Below are 3,913 nucleotides of genomic sequence, written 5' to 3' on the forward strand. Positions count from 1 at the left end.
ATAAAAATTGTAAACACCAGCAGTTTAAAAGTGGTAACCAGTGTTCCCGAAAATTATTTAGGCAGGATGCATACCGGAACTCCGGTGCTGATAAATATCCCTGATGCACAAAAAGAAAATATTCCTTCTTCTATTTCTTTAATAAGCCAAAGCGTAGATCTTTCTATGAGAGGTTTTACAGCAGAAGCAAAAATCCCTTTTAATGCTGCATTAAAGCCTAATCAAACGGCTATTATGCGTATTAAAGATTACAGTGCCGACAAAGCAATTGTAATTCCGGTAAATATGATACAAACCGACGAAACCGGTAAATACGTTTTTGTAATGAGCAAAAGCAGTAACGGTAAAACAACAGCTCACCGCATATCTGTTATTATTGGAGAAGTGTATGGCGATAATGTAGAAATAAAAAGTGGCTTAAACGGCGGCGAACAGTTAATAACGGAAGGGTATCAGAGTTTGTACGAAGGGCAGGTGATAGCTGTTGGATAAATTTTTCTTAAAAATCAAATAGCCAAAACTTTAAAGAGTAAAATTATACAGCACTCTTTTAATATAAAAAAACGGTGAATCTTAAAACTTTCAAAAGAAGCTTAAATAATCAGGGTCTTTAAAGTCCCCTCTTTGGGAGGGGATTTAGGGGAGGCCGTAAAATAATTTTATGAATATTATTGAAGGAGTAACAAAAAAGTTTAAACAATTTAAACCCACCAGTTGGGCAATTGATAACAGAACTGCAATTTATATTATAGCGGTTATTATATCTATTTACGGGTTGTATAAATTTAACACAATGCCTAAGGAACAGTTTCCGGATATTGTGGTACCCACCATTTCTATTGCAACAGTGTATGTAGGTAATTCGCCAAAGGATATTGAAAATTTAGTAACCCGCCCAATTGAAAAACAATTAAAAGGTATCAGCGGTGCCAAGGTTAATAAAATACAAAGTACATCGCAAACCGATTACAGTTTAATTGTAGTGGAGTTTGATACTGATGTAAAAACAGAAATTGCCAAACAAAAAGTAAAGGATGCTATTGATAAAGCACAAACAGATCTGCCTAACGATCTAACATCGCAACCCAATGTACAGGAATTTGCATTTAGCGAAATGCCCATCATGTTTGTAAACGTTAGTGGCGATTATGATGGCATTAAATTAAAATACTATGCTGATAAAATGCAGGATAAGTTTGAAGAACTTACCGAAGTTACAAGAGCAGAAATTGTAGGTGCACCTGAAAGAGAGATACAGGTAAATGCCGATCCTTATAAAATGAGTTTGGCCCGGATAAGTTTTACAGATATTGAAAATGCCATTAACAGGGAGAACCGTGATATAACCGGCGGCCTGGTTGAAGTGGGTACAATGCAGCGTACACTTAGGATTAAAGGGCAGTTTGCAAGTGCATTAAACCTGCAGGATATTGTGGTACGCAGCAGTGCACAGGGCGCTACTGTTTATTTAAAAGATATTGCCGAGTTAAAAGATACCATTAAAGAAAAAGAAAGTGTGGCAAGGCTTGATGGAAAAAATGTTGTTACGCTCAACATTGTAAAACGTGCCGGCGAAAATTTAATTAACTGTGCCGATAAAGTAAAAGCTGCAGTAACTGAAATGCAGAAAAATAATGATCTGCCTAAAGATTTAAAAGTTGTTATCACCGGCGACCAGAGTAAACAAACCAAAACATCTTTCACCGATCTGGTAAATACAATTATTATTGGTTTTGTTTTGGTATTACTGGTACTGATGTTTTTTATGGGAGTAACTAATGCATTTTTTGTGGCGCTTAGTGTGCCGCTCAGTGTGTTTGTGGCATTTTTATTTTTACCTGTTGCCGATGCAATTATTGGCAGCAACGTAACACTAAACTTTATTGTACTGTTTGCATTATTATTTGGTTTGGGCATTATTGTAGATGATGCCATTGTTGTAATTGAAAATACGCACCGTATTTATGCCAATGGAAAAGTACCAATTATACGCAGCGCCAAAGAAGCCGCAGGAGAAGTTTTTATTCCCGTATTGGCGGGTACAGCAACAACACTGGCGCCATTCTTCCCTTTATTATTTTGGAAGGGTTTAATTGGTAAGTTTATGATTTACCTGCCCACCATGTTAATACTAACCCTTGCAGCATCAGTAATTGTGGCATTTATTTTTAACCCGGTTTTTGCTGTAAGCTTTATGAAGCCCGAAGGAAAAGAATTTGAGCAACCTAAAAAAGCAGTATTTAAAAAATGGTGGTTTTGGGCAATGATAATTATGGGGGTGCTCTTAAATATTTTTGCTTTTGGTGTGGGTGCACAAATAGGAACGTTAGGTACTTCGGTGGAAGAATTAACAGCAAGAAAATTTACCCTGCATGGCTTTGGAAATTTTTTATTGATAATGGCAGGCCTGGTTTTATTAAACCGTTTTGTTTTTCAGGACCTGATTTATAAATTTCAGCACAGGTCGTTACCAAAATTAATGACCCGTTACGAAAAATTATTGCGCTGGGTATTAAAAGGCTGGCGCCCTGTTTGGATGTTTGCATCACTGTTTGCTTTGTTTGCTTTATCGGTTGTTTTATTAATGCTGAGAGGAAATAAACAAACTTTCTTCCCCAGTGGCGACCCTAATTTTATTTATGTGTATTTAAAAATGCCGGTGGGTACCGATGTAAAATATACCGACAGCATTACACATGTTTTAGAACGCAGGGTAGAAAATGTTTTAGCAAATGAATTGCCTGCAAAAGCTGGTATTGTAGAAAGTATAATTACCAACGTTGCAGTTAGTGCCAATAATCCAAGAGATAATAACAGAAGTGTACAAAGTAATTTAGGAAGAATACAGGTAAGCTTTGTGGCTTATGAAGAAAGGCACGGAAAAAAGACAAAACCTTTTATGGATGAAATCCGTAAGCAAACAAAAGGCATTGCAGGTACAAGTATAGAAGTGGCGCAGGAAGATGGCGGTCCTCCAACCGATCCCCCGGTAAATATAGAAGTGCAGGGAGATAATTTTGAAAGTATTTCAAAAGTATCTACACAATTATTTAATTATTTAGATACTAACCAGGTGGAGGGTGTGGAAAATTTACAATCGAATGTAGATTTAAATAACCCTGAGATAACTATTAATGTGGACAGGGAAAAAGCCATGATTGAAGGGTTAAGTACCGGGCAGATCGGTATGGAAATTCGTACAGCAGTTTTTGGTAAAGAAGTAAGTAAATTAAAAGATGGGGAGGATGAATATAAAATTCAGTTACGCAGCAGCGATTTAATGCGGAACAATATTACCGACCTTATGAATATGCGTATCACTTTTTTTGATATGAATACGCAAAGGGTAAAATCCATTCCGCTAAGTGCTGTTACAAGGGTGGATTATACTAACACAACCGGTGGTGTAAAACGTAAAAATGTAAAACGTACCATTCAGTTACAAAGCAACGTGCTGGACCCTACAATGGTGGGCAAAGTAAATGACGAGTTGCAAATAAAAATTGATGATTTTAAAGCAAAAAATAAAATACCCGCTGATGTTACTATTAAATTAAGCGGCCAGAGTGAGCAGGAAAAAGAAAATCTAACATTTTTATTGAGAGCATTAGCCATAGCAGTGGGGCTTATTTTTATGATTCTGGTTTTGCAGTTTAATAGCATGAGCAAGCCGTTTATAGTTATGTCAGAAATTTTCTTTTCAGTAATTGGGGTATTATTGGGTTATGCATTTACCGGAATGACAATTGCAACAATTATGCTGATGGTAGGTATTGTGGGTCTTGCAGGTATTGTAATTAAAAATGGTATTTTGTTAATAGAATTTACTGATGAGTTAAGGGGCCGTGGCATACGTACAAGAGAAGCGGCTATACAGGCAGGAAAGATCCGTATTATCCCGGTGATGCTTACG

At 36.7% G+C, this 3,913-nt stretch carries 2 protein-coding genes; both read left to right on the forward strand.

The features are described from left to right. Positions 1 to 492, forward strand: a 492-nt coding sequence (locus ACY65O_RS12225; protein ID WP_462221137.1) for an efflux RND transporter periplasmic adaptor subunit, incomplete at its 5' end; no start/stop codon positions are given. Between the two features lie 169 nt (positions 493 to 661). Continuing rightward, positions 662 to 3,913 (forward strand): efflux RND transporter permease subunit (locus ACY65O_RS12230; protein WP_462221138.1); only part of this gene is annotated, 3,252 nt, incomplete at its 3' end.

This window comes from Ferruginibacter sp., assembly GCF_031430955.1.
Taxonomy (GTDB): Bacteria; Bacteroidota; Bacteroidia; order Chitinophagales; family Chitinophagaceae; genus Ferruginibacter.